Origin of the sequence: Caballeronia grimmiae (genome assembly GCF_000698555.1) — a bacterium.
Lineage (GTDB): Bacteria > Pseudomonadota > Gammaproteobacteria > Burkholderiales > Burkholderiaceae > Caballeronia > Caballeronia grimmiae.
The window spans coordinates 109,600-125,040 of the sequence record NZ_JFHE01000016.1 but is presented as its reverse complement, the minus strand read 5'-3'; the positions used below and the strand labels follow the sequence as shown (position 1 = coordinate 125,040).

At 64.5% G+C, this 15,441-nt stretch carries 18 protein-coding genes; 11 read left to right on the top strand and 7 right to left on the bottom strand.

Going from position 1 to position 15,441, the window contains the following annotated elements:
• The 8 genes from tssH to BG57_RS17745 all read left to right on the top strand — a co-directional run.
• On the top strand, positions 1-1,958 hold a 1,958-nt coding region (gene tssH / locus BG57_RS17775), incomplete at its 5' end, for a type VI secretion system ATPase TssH (RefSeq protein WP_035966676.1).
• Between the two features lie 12 nt (positions 1,959-1,970).
• Positions 1,971-3,317 carry a type VI secretion system-associated FHA domain protein TagH gene (gene tagH, locus BG57_RS17770; RefSeq protein ID WP_035966675.1) on the top strand — a complete coding sequence of 449 codons (1,347 nt, stop codon included), beginning with the start codon at positions 1,971-1,973 and terminating at the stop codon, positions 3,315-3,317.
• 13 nt (positions 3,318-3,330) lie between these two features.
• Positions 3,331-4,113 carry a PP2C family protein-serine/threonine phosphatase gene (locus tag BG57_RS17765; protein ID WP_035966673.1) on the top strand — a complete coding sequence of 261 codons (783 nt, stop codon included), beginning with the start codon at positions 3,331-3,333 and terminating at the stop codon, positions 4,111-4,113.
• A 266-nt stretch (positions 4,114-4,379) separates the two neighbouring features.
• Complete coding sequence (locus BG57_RS17760) at positions 4,380-4,895, top strand: phosphate-starvation-inducible PsiE family protein (protein ID WP_035966722.1); 516 nt, start codon at positions 4,380-4,382, stop codon at positions 4,893-4,895.
• Between the two features lie 495 nt (positions 4,896-5,390).
• Positions 5,391-5,966: an HdeD family acid-resistance protein gene (locus tag BG57_RS17755; RefSeq protein ID WP_035966672.1), complete on the top strand. Its 576-nt coding sequence runs from the start codon at positions 5,391-5,393 to the stop codon at positions 5,964-5,966.
• Positions 5,963-6,142 carry a hypothetical protein gene (locus BG57_RS33825; protein ID WP_229753920.1) on the top strand — a complete coding sequence of 60 codons (180 nt, stop codon included), beginning with the start codon at positions 5,963-5,965 and terminating at the stop codon, positions 6,140-6,142. The genes BG57_RS17755 and BG57_RS33825 overlap by 4 nt, the downstream gene beginning before the upstream one ends.
• A gap of 45 nt (positions 6,143-6,187) precedes the next feature.
• On the top strand, positions 6,188-6,373 hold the full coding sequence (locus BG57_RS33820; RefSeq protein WP_229753919.1) for a hypothetical protein: 186 nt from the start codon (positions 6,188-6,190) through the stop codon (positions 6,371-6,373).
• Between the two features lie 77 nt (positions 6,374-6,450).
• Positions 6,451-7,041, top strand: a complete 591-nt coding sequence (locus BG57_RS17745; RefSeq protein ID WP_035966671.1) for an Hsp20/alpha crystallin family protein — start codon at positions 6,451-6,453, stop codon at positions 7,039-7,041.
• Positions 7,042-7,077: 36 nt separating this feature from the next.
• Here BG57_RS17745 and BG57_RS33065 read toward each other — a convergent pair whose 3' ends face one another.
• The gene (locus tag BG57_RS33065; protein WP_160174738.1) at positions 7,078-7,221 is read right to left on the bottom strand and encodes a hypothetical protein; all 144 of its coding nucleotides are present in this window, start codon (positions 7,219-7,221) and stop codon (positions 7,078-7,080) included.
• Positions 7,222-7,235: 14 nt separating this feature from the next.
• Between BG57_RS33065 and BG57_RS17740 the strand changes: the two genes are divergently transcribed.
• From BG57_RS17740 to BG57_RS17730, 3 genes are all read left to right on the top strand, one after another.
• Complete coding sequence (locus BG57_RS17740; protein WP_035966670.1) at positions 7,236-7,616, top strand: hypothetical protein; 381 nt, start codon at positions 7,236-7,238, stop codon at positions 7,614-7,616.
• A gap of 63 nt (positions 7,617-7,679) precedes the next feature.
• Positions 7,680-8,894 (top strand): alkene reductase, encoded by a 1,215-nt coding sequence (locus BG57_RS17735; RefSeq protein WP_081850933.1) that lies wholly within the window; start codon positions 7,680-7,682, stop codon positions 8,892-8,894.
• Between the two features lie 7 nt (positions 8,895-8,901).
• Positions 8,902-9,339 carry a host attachment protein gene (locus BG57_RS17730; RefSeq protein ID WP_308743633.1) on the top strand — a complete coding sequence of 146 codons (438 nt, stop codon included), beginning with the start codon at positions 8,902-8,904 and terminating at the stop codon, positions 9,337-9,339.
• 927 nt (positions 9,340-10,266) lie between these two features.
• Here the strand turns inward: BG57_RS17730 and tssC are convergent.
• The 6 genes from tssC to tssA are packed head-to-tail and all read right to left on the bottom strand — an operon-like array spanning position 10,267 to position 15,441.
• Complete coding sequence (gene tssC / locus BG57_RS17725) at positions 10,267-11,784, bottom strand: type VI secretion system contractile sheath large subunit (RefSeq protein ID WP_035966669.1); 1,518 nt, start codon at positions 11,782-11,784, stop codon at positions 10,267-10,269.
• A gap of 19 nt (positions 11,785-11,803) precedes the next feature.
• Positions 11,804-12,337: a type VI secretion system contractile sheath small subunit gene (tssB, locus tag BG57_RS17720; RefSeq protein WP_035966667.1), complete on the bottom strand. Its 534-nt coding sequence runs from the start codon at positions 12,335-12,337 to the stop codon at positions 11,804-11,806.
• A 60-nt stretch (positions 12,338-12,397) separates the two neighbouring features.
• Positions 12,398-13,645 (bottom strand): TIGR02270 family protein, encoded by a 1,248-nt coding sequence (locus tag BG57_RS17715; protein ID WP_035966666.1) that lies wholly within the window; start codon positions 13,643-13,645, stop codon positions 12,398-12,400.
• A gap of 11 nt (positions 13,646-13,656) precedes the next feature.
• The gene (locus tag BG57_RS17710) at positions 13,657-13,881 is read right to left on the bottom strand and encodes a DUF2169 domain-containing protein (RefSeq protein ID WP_035966665.1); all 225 of its coding nucleotides are present in this window, start codon (positions 13,879-13,881) and stop codon (positions 13,657-13,659) included.
• A 7-nt stretch (positions 13,882-13,888) separates the two neighbouring features.
• Positions 13,889-14,356 (bottom strand): DUF6484 domain-containing protein, encoded by a 468-nt coding sequence (locus BG57_RS17705; RefSeq protein ID WP_035966664.1) that lies wholly within the window; start codon positions 14,354-14,356, stop codon positions 13,889-13,891.
• A 59-nt stretch (positions 14,357-14,415) separates the two neighbouring features.
• Entirely contained in the window at positions 14,416-15,441 is a 1,026-nt protein-coding gene (gene tssA / locus BG57_RS17700) for a type VI secretion system protein TssA (protein ID WP_035966663.1), read from the bottom strand.

The window sequence follows — 15,441 nt, the reverse complement described above, 5'->3', positions numbered from 1 at the left end:
CGGGCGAAGCGGGCGTCGGCAAGACGGCGGTTGTCGAAGGATTCGCGCAACGTCTCGTGCGCGGCGACGTGCCGCCGCCGCTGCGCGAAGTCGCGCTGCTGTCGCTCGATCTTGGGCTGCTGCAGGCGGGCGCGAGCATGAAAGGCGAGTTCGAGCAGCGTCTGCGGCAGGTCGTCGAGGAAGTGCAGGCGAGCCCGAAGCCGGTGATTCTTTTCATCGACGAAGTGCATACGCTGGTCGGCGCGGGCGGCGCGGCCGGAACCGGCGACGCGGCCAATCTGCTCAAGCCCGCGCTCGCACGCGGCGATCTGCGCACGATCGGCGCGACGACGTGGGCCGAGTACAAGAAGCACATCGAGAAAGACCCCGCGCTCACGCGGCGCTTTCAGGTGGTGCAGGTTCACGAACCCGACGAGGACAAGGCCGTGCGGATGCTGCGCGGCGTCGCGGCGGTGCTGGAAGGGCATCATCGCGTGCAGTTGCTGGACGAGGCGATCGAGGCGGCCGTGCGGCTGTCGCATCGCTATATTCCGGCGCGGCAGTTGCCGGACAAGGCGGTATCGCTCGTCGATACCGCGTGTGCGCGCGTCGCCGTCAGCCAGCACGCGACGCCGCCGCAAGTGGACGACTGCCGCCGCCGCATCGAGGCGCTCGAAGTGGAGGCGCAGATCGTCGCGCGGGAAGCAAATGCGGGCGTCGATACCGGCACGCGCGCCGCCGATGTCGCCGCGATGCTCGCCCGCGAACGCGATGCGCTCGGCGGGCTGGAGTTGCGTTGGGAGGAAGAGAAGCGCGTCGTCGACGAACTGCTCTCGCTGCGCGCGACGCTGCGTGAGAAAGGCCAGGCCGTCGATGCGGCATCGGACTCGCGCGATGCCCTGCTTTCGAAGCTCGCCGGCCTGAAATCGCGTCTCGCCGAACTTCAGGGCGACGCCCCGCTGATCCTGCCGAGCGTGGATGCGGGCGTGATCGCGGGCGTGGTCGCGGACTGGACCGGCATTCCGGTCGGCAAGATGCTCAAGAACGAGCTTGCCGCCGTGCTGAATCTCGCCGATGCGTTCGACCGCCGCGTGATCGGCCAGCGCCATGCACTCGAGATGATCGCGAAGCGCATCCAGACATCGCGCGCGCGGCTCGACAATCCGGACAAGCCGGTCGGCGTGTTCCTGCTCGCGGGCACATCGGGCGTCGGCAAGACGGAAACCGCGCTCGCTCTTGCCGAAACGCTGTACGGCGGCGAGCAGAACGTCATCACCATCAACATGAGCGAGTTCCAGGAGGCGCATACCGTGTCGACGCTGAAGGGCGCGCCGCCCGGCTACGTCGGTTATGGCGAGGGCGGCATCCTCACCGAAGCGGTGCGCCGCCGGCCGTATAGCGTCGTCCTGCTCGATGAAGTCGAGAAGGCGCATCCCGATGTTCACGAGATATTCTTCCAGGTCTTCGACAAGGGCTGGATGGAAGACGGCGAAGGCCGCGCGATCGACTTCCGCAACACGATCATCCTGCTCACGTCGAATGTCGGCTCGGAGCTCATCATGTCGATGTGCCGCGATCCAGCCAATCCGCCCGCGCCCGAAGCGCTCGCGCGCGCATTGCGCGGGCCGCTGCTCGACGTGTTTCCCGCCGCGCTGCTCGGGCGCCTCGTCGCGGTGCCGTACTACCCGCTGTCCGACGCGATGATGGCCGACATCGTGCGCCTGCAACTGTCGCGCATCCGCCGCCGCGTCGCGGACAATCACGGCATTCCGTTCGACTATGACGACGACGCCGTGAAGCTGATCGTTTCGCGCTGCACGGAAGCGGAATCCGGCGGGCGCGTGATCGACGCGCTGCTCACGAACACCGTGCTGCCGCGCATCTCGATGGAGTATCTGACGCGCCTCACGGAAGGCCGCGCGCTCGCGCACATTCGCCTGTCGGCGAGCGCGGACGACTTCGTCTATGCGTTCGACTGAATCGGCGGAACCATGCTCACGCTCACGGTGACGCTTCATAACGGACAGCCGCCGCGCGTGCCGCTCGCGGCGACCTTCGATGCCGACGGCGGGACGGTCGGCCGCGCGGCGACGAACCGGCTCGTGCTCGACGACGCCGAGCGCACCGTATCTCGTCTGCACGTTCAGATCGTGCGGCGCGACGGACGTTACCGGCTGATCGATCGCGGCAGCAACCCGGCGCTCGTCAACGGCGCGCCGCTCGATCCGGGCCAGGACGTGCCACTCGCGCATGGCGACCAGGTGCAGATCGGCGGCTATCAGTTGCGCGTGGATGTCTCGGGCGACGACGACACGGTCAGCAGCGAAACGCCATCGGACGATCCGTTCGCCGGGCTGTTCGACGCGCCGCGCGCCAAGGCCGCGCCCGAAGCCGAGACCGCCGACGAACTGCTGCGCGCCCCGCCCGCGCCTTTGCCGCGCGCCACCGGCGACTTCGACTTTTCCTTCGACGATCCCGCGTCGAAACGCACCATCGACGAGTTGTTCGATCTCCGTGCGGGCGCAGTCGTCGATCCGCTGACCAATCCGCTGTCGCAACCGAACACCGCTCACGACGCCGATCCGTTCGCGAGCCTGACGAGCGGCGTGCGTCCCGTGGAGCCGCCGGCAACGCATTCCGACGCCGGGTCCGAACTGCATAGCGCGTTCACGCCGCCGCGTCCGCAAGCCGCGCCCCGCCCCGCCGCGCCTCGCACGGCGCAAGCCGCATCGGGCGACGATCGCGCGCTCGTCGATGCGTTCCTGCGCGGCCTCGACGCGCCGGGCGTGCATATCGACGCCTTATCGCCCGCGCTGATGCAGCTCGTCGGCCAGTTGTTGCGCGAGGCGACGCGCGGCACGCTCGAACTGCTGGCGGCCCGCGCTGCGCTCAAGCGCGAGATGCGCACGGAGGCGACGGTGATCGCCGCAGCCGACAACAATCCGCTCAAGTTTTCGCCGAACGTCGAAGCTGCGCTCGCGCATTTTCTCAATCCGCCGATGCGCGGCTTCATGCCGCCCGCCGCCGCACTCGACGACGCCTATGCCGACTTGCGGGCGCATCAGGTCGGCGTGGTGGCGGGCATGCGCGCCGCGCTCGATGGCGTGTTCGAGCGCTTCGAGCCGGAGCGCATCGAGGCGCGCCTGTCGGGTCGCTCCATGCTCGATGGCTTGCTGCCGGGACTGAGCCGCCGCGCGCGCTGCTGGGATTGCTTCACGCAGATGTACGGTCAGCTTTCGAGCGAAGCGACCGAGGATTTTCATACGCTCTTCGGCCGCGCATTCGTGGCGGCGTACGAAGCGCAGATCGACGCACTGAACCGGCGCGCTCGCCGCTGACGAGAGAATCGACATGCAACTGCAAACCGCGAGCGTGAGCGAGGTAGGCGGCCGGTCTCGCAACGAGGACGCGTATGGCCAGTGGCGGCACGGCACGCTGTTCGCGAGCGTCGTCGCGGACGGCGCGGGCGGTCACGGCGGCGGCGATGCGGCATCGCGCATCGCGGTCGATACGGTCTTGGCGGAACTGACGCGCGTTGCGGCGGCGGGCGTCGCGCTGACGGGCCTCAATTTGCTGCGCGTGCTTTTGCGCGCGAACGACGCGATCATCGATGCTCAGGAACATGATCGCGAGCGTTCGCAGATGCGCTCGACGGCGGTCTTGCTGGGCATCGACGAGACGGCAGGCGTGGCGGCGTGGGCGCATTGCGGCGATACGCGGCTTTACTGCTTCCGGCGTGGGGCGACCGTGGTGCAGACGCAGGATCATAGTCTCGTGCAGAGCATGATCGATGCAAACCTGCTCGATACGCGGGACGTGCGCGGGCATCCGCGTCGCAATGTGCTGTTTTCCGCGCTTGGCACGGCGGAGGATCTGTCGATTGCGGCTTCCGAAGAGCCTTTCCTCATTGCCGAGGGGGATGCGTTCTTGCTCTGCACCGATGGGTTTTGGGAGTATCTCGACGAGTCTTTGATGATCGAAGCCATTGGACGCGCGCAGACGCCCGCGGTGTGGCTCGATTTGATGGTGGCACAGTTGCGGGAGGCAGCGCGGCCTAATCATGATAATTTCACCGCTAGTGCGGTGTGGATCGGGGATGCGGCGGGGGCGACGGTATTGCTCGCGGCGGATTGAGGTATTGAGTTGCCGCTTGCGCGGGGCAAGGCGGGGCGGTTTAGTGGCTTCAGTGTGGTCGCGCCGGTCTAGTGACTTCCTTCTGCGAGTGAGGCGCATTGCGCGCAGCAGATAAAGAAAAAGAATCAGCACGAAAGCGAAAGAAACGGCCGCACGCGTGGCTCAACATCACGGGGGCCGAACTGTGGCTTTCGTTGCCGCCGCAACTGCGCGTCCACGGCTTTATCGGCGTCACTCCGCGCCCGCGCCTTCCTGCGAACCGTCCCATGAGCAAACCAAGCCCATTTCGCAAGAACGTCGACGAGTTCCGGCTGCAATGGCGCGTGCTGACCTTCTACGAACGCTTCGAGCAAGTCATCGCCCATATTCTGAGCGTCGTGATCTCGGTGATCATCGTCGTATCGCTGTGGCAGTTGATTCGCGCGGTCGTGGCGCTATTGCTGTCGGGGGCGCTCAGTCCGCTGGATCATGGGATCTTTCAGGCCGTTTTCGGAATGGTAATGACGCTGCTGATCGCGATGGAATTCAAACATTCGATTACCCGCGTCATGTTAAGACGCGATCACATCGTGCAGGTCAAGACAGTGATCCTCGTGGCGATGCTCGCGATAGCCCGTAAGTTCATCATCCTCGATCCCGCCACGGACCCCGCGCGCATCGCCGCGCTCGCGGCCGCGCTGGTCGCGCTTGGCAGCGTTTACTGGTTGATGCGGCAGCGCGACGATCCCGTCGATGCCGCAATCGCAGCGCGCGCCGCGCGGGATCGCGAAGAGCGCGCTTGATTCACCTGCTTTCTCTCCGAGATCATCGAGTACTTGCAGGTTCGTGCTCGATCTTCGCGCGGGCCTGCAGGTCCCGGGCCGGCGCGGCCTCGCTCAACGCCTGGTCAACATGCATCCCCGCAGATGCGCCCGTCGCATTTTGCGTGGGCCTTTAAGAGCGCAACGGGGCATGCGCGCCGCTTCTACCTGACGACCGAAGAGTTGCGGCTAGCGCAGTCGATCCTTTTGGAAGGAAGACTCTCGCCAACCGGTATCGCGGCGCGCGTGGACGTTCAGCCGCCGCCGCATTTCACCGCATTGGCCTTGCGCACCACCCCTACGATCCGGCGATGCGTTCTCGACTGAATCGACGAGCGACGTACGAACGCAGGAATCCGACGCCTTTAGGCAGGAACTCGAAAGACGAGCGCGCCTCAAGGACGTACGCTTGATGAAATATGGAGTGCACGCGCTGTATTGGCACACTACCCGCGATCTGGCTGAGGAACCCAACCAATGGACGCACTGCTCGGACGCGCATGGTGGATGCTCGCGCTGCGTGGGGCCGCCGGGATTCTGTTCGGCCTCCTCGCGCTCTTCTGGCCGGGTCTCACTCTGCTGCTTCTCGTCGCGATGTTCGCGGCGTATGCACTCATCGGCGGCATCGCGGCGGTCAGCGCGGCGATACGAAATCGTTCGATCCGCACCGACTGGTGGATTCCCTTGCTGCTCGGCCTGTGCATGATCGCTTCGGGCGTGATCGCCCTCGCGGCGCCGGGCGTCACGGCGCTCGTGCTGATCACCTTGATGGGCGCGAACGCCATCGTTACCGGCGTGTTCGACCTCATCGCCTGGGTTCGGCTGAAAAGGCGCGGCCGCACGCAGTGGCTGCTGTTGTGCATCGGTAGCCTGTCGATTCTGTTCGGCATCTTCGTGCTGGTCTACCCCGGTGCGGGAGCGCTTGCCCTCGTCTGGATGATCGGCACCTACGCGATCGTGACCGGCGCACTTCTGCTCGTCCTGGGGCTCGGCGCACGGAACTGGCGCGGCGCCGACCTTCGCGACAAGCAAAACGCGCCGCTGCACTCATGAGCGCGTCCTGCGCCCGGCGTTCTCGTATCCCGTTGTGCATTCTTGGCGGCCTCGTGGCCAACGGCGCAACCGCGCAGGATGCGCCCATCGCCGGCAAGGCGACGCTCGGCATGACCGCCGCCGAAACGCGGCTGATCGCAATATGCTGTCGCGCGTCGAAGATGGATTCACGCTGATGTCTACAACGAAAGAAGGAAACGATCGGCCGCGTCGACGGCCTGTTGGTCACGCCCGATGGCTCGCTCTCGACCGCGATCATCGACGCCGGAGGATTTCTCTTGATCAAGGCGCGCCGGGTCGCCATCGCCCATTCAGCATTTCAAGCAGATAGCGCCGAAGGTGATCGTGGTCGGCGCAAACAAGGATGCCCTGAAAAACTGCCGGAGTTCGAATATGGCGAGGGCTGACATCGGCCGCGATCATCGGCAGAAGTCACTGAAGATTCGGGCCGCTCTGACGGCTCATTGGAGCAAGGAGCATAGCGATGCTATTGGACCTCGAGAAATGGAACCCCTTCCGCTTCCTGCGCAAGAGCCCCGAGGAAAAGGGCGCGGGCGCGGAGCAGAACGCCTCGCCCTCACAGCAAGCCCCCGCGACCGCGTCCGGGTCCTCGGCCGCGTCAGCCTCGCTGGATGCGGCGCGTTGGCCGCTGCCCGACCCCCTGCATCTTCTCACCGACCTGATACGGGATCCGTTCGGCGGGATAGGACCGCTTGGCAACTGGTTCGGCGACTTCAGTCCCAGCCGCTTTGAGCCGCGCGTCGACGTGATCGACGACGGCGACGCGCTTCGCATCGTGGCCGAGTTGCCAGGTCTGTCGCGCGAGGACGTGGAGCTCGAAGTCGTGGAGGACATGCTGGTGCTGACCGGCGAGAAGCGCATCGAATCGAAGAGCGACGAGAAGGGCTGCTACCGCGTGGAGCGGGCGTTCGGAGAGTTCAAGCGCGCGATTCCGCTGCCCTCCGGCGTCGATCTCGATCGTGCCGAAGCCAGTTTCGAGAACGGCGTGCTCACCGTGCGGGTGCCCAAAGCGGCGAATGAACCCGCAGCGAAGCGGCGTCTCGACATCAAATAGCGCGGTGCGCGCACGGCGGCATCGTGAAACTGCTCGTCAGCTTCCATAGTTGTCGACGATACCCCGCGTGAAGGCGTCGAAGACTGGATCGCGGAACTGGGCGCGCATCAATTCAAGCGACACCTGCGGTACTTCGCGACGCAACTCGTCAGGCTGTGCGCGCGTGGCGAGAAAGACCATCCTCTGCCCACCCTATGGAGAACGTCACGCCCGCTTGCAGCGTTTGTGGCAAGCGGGCTAGTTCCCAGATCAGGATCGCCGAATACGGCCAGCGCCGGCAGCGGATGCTGTGCGACGAGCATTACATGGAGCTCAGGGCCCGCAATCAGGGCGGTCTGTCGCCGCCTGAGTCCCTCTTTCACGGCGGACCACTCGACGGTTTGTCCGGCGACCTGTGGCCGCAGATGGAAAGCGGCCGCAATAGCCGGTCCGCATCGGACGCTCGCCCCGGCCGCATCGCCTTCCGATGGCGCGACAGACCCGGTAACCGCAGGATCGTGACACAACGGAGCAGCAACCAGAAAGAAACGCGCGCCGGGTCATCGCTAAACTTCGCGAAGAGCGAGGTCTGTTGATGTCGTTCGACGTCGATCCTTCGCAGCACTGTTCGGGCCGAGTCACAAGCACAGGGAACGAATATGCCTGATACAGAAATCGCACCCGGAGAAGCCCGGCAGCGCGACGAGCAAATTCCCCTGCGCAAGCTGTTCGAACCCGTAAAGGTGGGGCCATACAACCTGCGTCATCGTGTCGTCATGGCGCCGCTGACGCGTTCGCGGGCGAGCCGGCCAGGCAACGTTCCGTCCCAGCTCAACGCCTGCTACTACGCGCAGCGCGCAACGGCCGCGCTAATCATCAGCGAGGCGACCCAGGTGTCGATGCAAGGACAGGGCTACGCATGGACGCCTGGGATACACACGCTGGCGCAGGTCGAAGGCTGGCGGCTCGTGGCGGACGCCGTGCACGAGGCAGGCGGGTTGATGTTCATGCAGCTGTGGCACGTAGGACGCATATCGCACCCCTCATTGCAGCCCGATGAAATGCTGCCGGTTGCACCCTCTCCGATCCAACCGAAAGCAGAGGCGTTTATCGAGAACGAGCGGGGCGAAGGTGTCGTCGCGCCCTGCGTCAAGCCTCGCGCGCTGCAGGTCGAAGAGATGCCCTATCTCGTGCGGCAATACTTCAGGGGTGCGCGCAACGCAAAGGCTGCCGGTATGGACGGTGTCGAAGTACATGGCGCGAACGGATATCTGCTCGACCAGTTCCTGTTGTCCGGCGCGAACCGCCGCACCGACGCATATGGCGGATCGATCGAGCGTCGGGCCAAGCTGCTGATCGAGGTGATCGAGACGGTTTGCGAAGTGTGGGGACCAGAGAAGGTCGGCGTACGGCTCTCTCCTCTTGGCACCTTCAACGACATGCATGACGACGACCCCGAGGCGACTTTTTCTTACGTCGTCGAGAAGCTCAATCAATACCGGTTAGCCTATTTGCATATCGTCAATCCCGCGCTGGCGGCGACCGGTGAGGATGAGGCTTTCCTCGAGCGCGCGAAACGCATGAGCGAGATGATACGCCGCACTTATCGTGGTGTGCTGATGGTTGCGGGTGGGTTCGACGGCGGCAGTGCGGAAAGATGGCTCGAGGACGGCAACGCGGACCTGATCGCGTTCGGACGCTTGTTCATCGCCAATCCCGACCTGCCGGAACGCCTGCGGTCGCACGCCCGGCTCAATTCGCCGGACCCCTCCACATTCTACGGAGGCGGCGAGCGAGGGTATACCGACTATCCATCGCTCGCGCAGGAGCGCGGGGAGACCCCACGGTCCGTGATCGATGGGCGTTGGAGATAGAGTGTCGTTGACCGGCGAGCTCGCTGAAGTCATGCGACGATTTACGATGGCCGCCGAGCCGGCGTCCGATCACCCTGAGAGGCGCACCATGGCTGTCACTACCTGGGTTGTCGTTGCCGACGGCAGCCGCGCTCGAATCTTCGAGACACCGGGACTTAAACTGGAGTTGCGGGAAATCGAAGACCTCGTCAATGCTGCCCCTAGTGGGCCGACGCTGAGCGAGAAGGAACGCGAGAAATTCGCGAAGACCGTCGCTGACCGTGTCGAAGAGGGAAGGCTTCATCATCGGTATCAGCGATTGCGATTGGTGGTGGAGCCGAAATTTCTCGGGATGCTTCGCGAGCGACTGAGCGAGGAGACGCGTCGGATGATTTACGAAGAGATCAACGAAGATCTCTCGGCCCTCAATACGCGCGAAATCGAAGCGCACTTGCAAAGGCATTGACGGCGGCGTGCCCGGTCGTGGCCCGAGTCAAATGTGTCACCCGCCGCTCCACGACGATTCGGGCAGACGAACCGCAGTAGTCAACTATGCTCGCAGTCGAATCAAATAAAACCGTCGGCAGCGTAAAACCGTCGGGGTCGCGCCGGTGAGCGTCAAGACTTTTGTCCGGGCGCATCATCGGCGGAGAACATGGGTCATATTCAAATGCTGGGGATGCTAGCGGCGACAAGCGGTGGCTTGGTCGCGATAACGCGTCGGGTATTGTGTGCCGTGGCAAGGCGAACGATTGGATGCCTGATGAAGACTTAAGATTAGGTCAAGTGCGAAACCGCAAGTAGTGCAACTGACAAGAACAGCGGCGGAATAAGATCAGCAACAGCACAAATGAAGGCAACGGCAGCGAACGACAAACGAATGCGGCCTCTTTGCGGTCAAGAAAAAATCGTTGGCGACTGAATGAGTTTGTCGCGTGCCGCCGAAGGTCTCTTGTGGGCTTTCCTTTTGCGTGGCGCGCAGTGCTCCACTGGTGTTAACGAGCCAAGGGGCTCGGAGGACGTTAGTCGTCAGTGGGCGTGGAAGGTGATTCAAGGCTCTGTCAAGCTGAGTGCCACTGATGTTCTACGAAGTGGCCACACGAGTCAGTGCTTCGGGCCAGAAAAGCTGCTTCTTTGGTTACTTTCTTTGCATGGGACCAGAGTAAGGCGCTAAAGCGCCAACTCTGGTCGACAGCCAAGAAAGTGACCCCCGCCCCGGGGAGGGGCGCACTAATAGACCGACACGAATGCAAGCAAAGCGATGCTAGGGGCAATAGAGCAAAAGCATCGCCAAAACGTCGAGCGAGTCGCCCCGCCCGGCGCGGAGGGCGAGCAAACAAACCACCGCGGATAGAAGCCGAACAAAAACGAACCCCTACCGCAAGCAAAACACTCATGCAGCCTGCTTAGCAGAAGGCAACCGCGAGACCAACCGCAAAGAAACCGTCAACCCTTCCAACTGATAATGCGGCCGCAAGAAGAATTGCGAAGTGTAGTACCCGGGCGCCCCGGGCACTTCCTGCACCTTGACTTCCGCCGCAGCGAGCGGCTTCTGCGCCTTGGTGTGCTCCGACGAGTTCGCCGGATCGCCGTCCACGTACTGCGTGATCCACTTGTTGAGCCAGCTCTCCATGTCGGAGCGTTCCTTGAACGTCCCGATCTTGTCCCGCACGATGCACTTCAGGTAATGCGCAAAGCGATTGCACGCAAAAAGATACGGCAGCCGCGCGGCCAAAGCAGCATTCGCCGTAGCATCAGGATCTTCGTATTCGAACGGCTTCTGCAATGACTGCGCCCCAATGAAAGCCGCAAAGTCCGAGTTCTTGCGATGTATCAACGGCATGAAACCGTTCTTCGCGAGCTCGGCCTCGCGCCGATCGGAAATGGCGATCTCAGTGGGGCACTTCATGTCGACGCCGCCATCGTCGGTAGGAAAGCTATGCACGGGCAGACCTTCGACCGCACCGCCCGACTCCACGCCGCGAATGCGCGAGCACCAGCTATACAGCTTGAACGAGCGGTTGATATTCACGGCCATCGCGTATGCCGAATTCGCCCACGTATAGCGCGTATGATCGGCCGAACCGGTGTCCTCCTCGAAGTCGAATTCATCGACGGGCTCGGTCCGCGCCCCGTACGGCACGCGCGCCAGAAAGCGCGGCATCGCAAGGCCGATGTATCGCGAATCTTCCGACGCGCGCAGCGAACGCCAGCTCGCATATTCCGGTGTGCCAAAAATCTTCGTCAGATCGCGTGGATTGGCAAGTTCCTGCCACGAATCCATTTGTAAAAGACTCGGATCGGCAGCGGCGATGAACGGTGCATGCGCCGACGCCGCAATCTTCGATATCTCGCCGAGCAATTCAACATCGGGCGGCGTCTGGTTGAAATAGTAATCGCCGATCATCACGCCAAACGGCTCGCCGCCGAGCTGGCCGTACTCGTGCTCGTAAATCTGCTTGAAGAGCGGGCTCTGGTCCCACGCAATACCCTTGAAACGTTTGAGCGTCTTGCCGAGATCCTTCTTCGAGATGTTCATCACGCGAATCTTGAGCATCTCGTCGGTTTCGGTGTTGTTGATCAGATAATGCAGCCCGCGCCAGGAACCTTCGAGTTTCTGAAAGTCCGGGTGATGAATCACTTCGTTTACCTGATCGGTCAGTTTCGCGTCGATCTCGGCGATCATCGCCTGAATGGAGCGGATGGCGTCGCCGGAAATGATCTGCGTCTGCGCGAGCGCCTGCTGCGCAAGCGTCTGCACGGCCGTCTGCACGGCGGTTTTCGCCTCGTCGCTCTTCGGACGAAACTCGCGGTTCAGGAGCGCGGCGAGGTCGTCGCCTTCGAGCGTCGCGCCCTGCAATGCGGACGGCGCTTCCCCTGACGACGCAGCGGTTTGCGGAATATCGGACATGGTCGTTTCCTTTCAGGGCTCATTCAGCGGCTGCGGCGGCCGGCGGCGTGACGGCTGCATCGACGGGCGGCGTGGCCTTGGCGAGGGTGCTGAGCAATGCGGGATCGTCGAGCACGCGTGCGATCAATTCTTCCGCGCCATTCTTGCCATCCATGAAGATGACGAGATTGGCGAGCTGCGTGCGCGCTTCGAGCAGTTTGGCGAGCGCATCGACCTTGCGGGCGACAGCGGCGGGCGAGAAGTCGTCCATGTTTTCGAACGTGATGTCGACGCTCAGATTGCCCTCGCCCGTCAGCCTGTTCGGCACCTGGAACGAGACGCGCGGATGCATCGCCTTCATGCGGCTGTCGAAATTGTCTACGTCGATTTCCTGAAACTTGCGCTGTTCGACGGGCGGAAGGGCCTCGGCCGGCTTGCCCGACAAATCGGCCAGCACGCCCATGACGAACGGAAGCTGGATTTTCTTCTCGCTGCCGTAGGTCTCGACGTCGTATTCGATCTGCACGCGCGGTGCGCGATTGCGGCCGATGAACTTCTGACTGCTGGTTGCCATGACGACTCCTTCGCGTGAGCATGAGATCACGCTTTCAAGACGATCCAGCGGTGCGCAGATTTAAAGCATCGCGAGACTGCGTTGCTGGCGCCACGCGGGCGCGGCGCAGTTGAAGAGCGCCGTGCCCGGATCGAGCAGACAGAGATGGCGCGCGGCGGCCATGCGCTGACGTTGATAGCCGTCCTTCAGCACGCCGATGCAATGCGCCTTCGATGGCGGCGCGCCGCACAGATAGCGCCGGCCGCTCGCGAAGCGCGCTGCGTTCGTGCGCCACCATTGCGCGACCTTGTCCGCGTCGGGCCACGGGGCGCCGTCGTCTTCGTCCATCGAGACATCGGTGTCGTTCGGGTCGTCGGTCTGCCCCGGCGGAAGATGCGCGGGCGGCTTGCGATCGAGATCGAGCCACGCGAGATCCGCGCCGGTAATGAAGCTGAAGCTCTCGCCGGCGATGCGGGCGTACGAGTCGTCCGCCATCAGTTCGATCAGCCACGGAATGAAGCGCGGGTCGCCCGCGTGCGCGATCGTGCGGAGCAAGAGGCGTTTGCTGTTTCGCTGCGCCGCAATGCGTTGCAGCAGCGTGTGGACGTCGCCGGGGGACAGCGTGCTTGCGGCGAGCGCGGCGGCGTCTGCATGGGCGAGCGCGAGTTCCGCCAGCACGGCGAGCGGCGCGTTGCGGTCGCCGAGCAGCAGCGCGGATTGCGCGGCGTGCAGGCGGCATGGCGCGTCTTCGTCGTCGAGATGCGCGATGCAGCACGGGAGCAAATCCATGCGCCCCGTTTCTCCGGCGCATTGCAATGCACGGGCGCGCACGGCGGCGTCCGGCGAGGCGATGGCCGCATCCAGCGCGCGCTTCGCGTCCACGCGATGTTGCGCGCAGGCCGCGACGCCCGCGAGCTGCGCAGCGGGGTCACCGCTTTCGAGCAACACACCGACGATCTCCTGCAGACGGCTTGCAGAGACCCAGCCGAAGGCCGAATGCAGGCCGGATCGCGAAGCGGGCACGGCCTCGCTCAACGCAATGAGCTGCAGCAGCGTTTTGCCGGCGTGCGCCTCGATGCAACCAACCGCAGCGGTGAAAAGCTCCCCCTTCCCCGGACGATCGAGCGCCTGCATGCTCAGTTGCGCACCGGCGCGGTCCGCGACGGCGATGCCATCGAGGTGCGCGGCGATGCGCTCGTCGAGACGGGCAAGGTGCTTCAGCTTGACATTCGGCGCGCGCACGACAACCGAGCGCGTGTTGCGCAGACAGGCGGCGTCTTCGACGTGTTGCTGCACGATCGGCAAAATGATGGAGCGATCGAAGCGCATGATGACTCGCGTCAGTAATCCACTTCGTAATACGGCGCGGAAAAGCCCGGCTGACCCGTGAAGGTATCGGCCAGGACGAGCGGCGCTTGCTCATCGGCGAGGCGCACCGGCTCGCCGGGCGCGGGCAGACGGAACGTCCCCTTGACGACGACGACGAGCGATTCGCGTCCGCTCGGCTCCGTGCCCATCGTGTAGCCCGCGGCCATGCGGGTAGCGTTGATCAATTCCATCTTCATCGGCCGGTCAATTAAGCTGCACCGATCCGCCCTTGATGCGGTTCACGCCCGAGGACCGGCTCGACACATACGTGCCGCGTATCAGCACCTTGCCGGCCTTCGTCAGCGTGATGCTCGCCTGCCCGCATCGCAGCACGATCTCCTCCTTCGCGGTCACGACGAGCCGCTCGCCGTCGGCATCCGCTTCGACCTGTGCGGGCGCTTCATCGAGCGGCCACGCGTGGTCTTCACGCAGGCAGCCGATGATGACCGGCCGCGCCGGATCGCCGCCATCGAACATCAGGAGCACCTCGCCGCCGATATGCGCGCCGCGCACATCGGGAATCGTGCGCGCGGGCGACGCCGCGCCGCCCGGGTGGCCGGGATAGACGACGAGCGGGCGCGCGCCGTCGCCGCTGAAGCCGATCAGCGTCCCGATGCGCACGCCATCGATGACCTGCATCGGCGCAGGCTGGAGGAAATCTCGTCCGCTCATCGCGTTCTCCTTCTCTCTGATCTTGAAAAGACGAACGGCGCGCGTGCCGTTTCAACGCGTCACTGCGGCTTCGTTCCGGCGATGAGATGAATCTGCGGGAGGCCATCGGGCGCAAGGTCCTGCATCACCGCGAGAAAGTCCTTGCCGATGAGCCCGCGTGCGCGGCGAATCAGCAGCGGCGCGGGACTCGTCGGCTCGGTGCGTTCGAGGAACGCGCACACGGCGTCGAGCGCCGCGATGGCCTGCTCGCGCGTGGCGATCTCGCCGGGGCTCGCGACACCGCGATGCATCGCCGGCGCGGGCGAAGACTGCGCAATCGTCACGGCGGGTTCGTCATGGGCATCCACCGGTGCGATCGCGCGAAACTGCGCGGCGATCTGGCGCGCGGCCGTCGTCAGCGCGGTCATCGACGGGGCGCGCTCGGCGCCGAGCTTCTGCGCGATGCAGTCGGCGAGCGCCTGCACGGCCTGGGCTAAATCGAGCGCATCGGCGAGCATCGCGGGATCGTGCGCGATTGCGTCCGCCAGCATGCCTTCGACGCGCGGCAGGCTCGCCGCAACCGCGCCCTCCTGCGGCGCGAGCCTGCCCTGCGCGACGAGCATGTCGCGCACGGTCAGCCGCTCGCCATGCACGCGGCCGACTTCGCATTCGCGCAGATCGTGCAGCAGCGTCTCGGCTTCCGCAAACGGCGTGTAGGCGTCCGCGAGCGGAGCAAGCGCGTTGATGCGCAGCGCGGCGTCGTTGTCATCGTCGGGATCGAGCTGCGGGTACAGGCCGTCCCAGTAGCGTTCCAGCAAGCCGGTCAGCAGGCGCATGCCCGCGAGAAAGCCGCCAAGACCCTGCACATGCGACGCGGCCCGCGTCCACGCCACGGCCACCCGTACGTCCTTGGAACGCGCGAGCAGCGCCTGCGCCTGTTCGAGCACGTCGGTCCACGGCGGCGGCTCGGCGGGCGCGTCGAACTGGCGCGTGGGGCCTTCGCGCGCAAGGGCTTCGAAGGCGAGAAAAGCCGCGTCGTATTCCAGATCGATGCCCGCGGGCGGCATCGATTCGGTCGGCGCGAGCAGCGGTTCGATGTCGATCAT

What these genes read in the sequence shown, in the direction of transcription:
- tssC (WP_035966669.1), bottom strand. Translation starts at nt 11,784, where the DNA reads ATGTCCGATATTCCGCAAACCGCTGCGTCGTCAGGGGAAGCGCCGTCC.
- BG57_RS33825 (WP_229753920.1), top strand. Translation starts at nt 5,963, where the DNA reads ATGAGCGCGTCCTGCGCCCGGCGTTCTCGTATCCCGTTGTGCATTCTT.
- BG57_RS17755 (WP_035966672.1), top strand. Translation starts at nt 5,391, where the DNA reads ATGGACGCACTGCTCGGACGCGCATGGTGGATGCTCGCGCTGCGTGGG.
- BG57_RS17760 (WP_035966722.1), top strand. Translation starts at nt 4,380, where the DNA reads ATGAGCAAACCAAGCCCATTTCGCAAGAACGTCGACGAGTTCCGGCTG.
- BG57_RS33065 (WP_160174738.1), bottom strand. Translation starts at nt 7,221, where the DNA reads ATGGTCTTTCTCGCCACGCGCGCACAGCCTGACGAGTTGCGTCGCGAA.
- BG57_RS17735 (WP_081850933.1), top strand. Translation starts at nt 7,680, where the DNA reads ATGCCTGATACAGAAATCGCACCCGGAGAAGCCCGGCAGCGCGACGAG.
- BG57_RS17715 (WP_035966666.1), bottom strand. Translation starts at nt 13,645, where the DNA reads ATGCGCTTCGATCGCTCCATCATTTTGCCGATCGTGCAGCAACACGTC.
- BG57_RS17740 (WP_035966670.1), top strand. Translation starts at nt 7,236, where the DNA reads ATGGAGAACGTCACGCCCGCTTGCAGCGTTTGTGGCAAGCGGGCTAGT.
- tagH (WP_035966675.1), top strand. Translation starts at nt 1,971, where the DNA reads ATGCTCACGCTCACGGTGACGCTTCATAACGGACAGCCGCCGCGCGTG.
- tssA (WP_035966663.1), bottom strand. Translation starts at nt 15,441, where the DNA reads ATGATCGACATCGAACCGCTGCTCGCGCCGACCGAATCGATGCCGCCC.
- BG57_RS17765 (WP_035966673.1), top strand. Translation starts at nt 3,331, where the DNA reads ATGCAACTGCAAACCGCGAGCGTGAGCGAGGTAGGCGGCCGGTCTCGC.
- BG57_RS17705 (WP_035966664.1), bottom strand. Translation starts at nt 14,356, where the DNA reads ATGAGCGGACGAGATTTCCTCCAGCCTGCGCCGATGCAGGTCATCGAT.
- BG57_RS17710 (WP_035966665.1), bottom strand. Translation starts at nt 13,881, where the DNA reads ATGAAGATGGAATTGATCAACGCTACCCGCATGGCCGCGGGCTACACG.
- BG57_RS17745 (WP_035966671.1), top strand. Translation starts at nt 6,451, where the DNA reads ATGCTATTGGACCTCGAGAAATGGAACCCCTTCCGCTTCCTGCGCAAG.
- tssB (WP_035966667.1), bottom strand. Translation starts at nt 12,337, where the DNA reads ATGGCAACCAGCAGTCAGAAGTTCATCGGCCGCAATCGCGCACCGCGC.